A 441-nucleotide genomic window follows, 5' to 3' on the forward strand; every position below is an offset into this window, starting at 1 on the left:
CAACTTGCCGCGTTCAGCGGTTGTTAATTCCAAGTCTTCCGGGCGAATAACAATATCGACTTGTTCATTTTTTGAAAATCCGTAATCGACGCACGTAAATTGTTGATTAGCAAATTCGACAACAAAATCATCAACCATCGTTCCGACAATGATGTTTGACTCCCCGATAAAATCGGCAACGAAACGATTGACAGGCTCATCATAAATATCTTTCGGTGTGCCGCGTTGTTCAATTTTTCCTTTGTTCAACACGAAAATTTCATCTGACATGGCAAGTGCTTCTTCTTGGTCGTGAGTGACGAAAATAAACGTAATACCGAGCCTCCGCTGTAATTCACGCAACTCATATTGCATTTCTGTCCGCAGCTTTAAATCGAGGGCGGAAAGCGGCTCATCTAACAAAAGGACGTCCGGTTCATTGACGATGGCGCGAGCGATGGC

Annotated in this window: 1 protein-coding gene; it reads right to left on the reverse strand. The window is 44.0% G+C overall.

The window, feature by feature from the left end:
- On the reverse strand, positions 1-441 hold a 441-nt coding region (locus ETC00_RS19920; protein ID WP_253264353.1), incomplete at both ends, for an ABC transporter ATP-binding protein.

Source organism: Brevibacillus sp. MCWH, assembly GCF_013096935.1.
GTDB classification, from domain to species: Bacteria; Bacillota; Bacilli; order Brevibacillales; family Brevibacillaceae; genus Brevibacillus; species Brevibacillus aydinogluensis.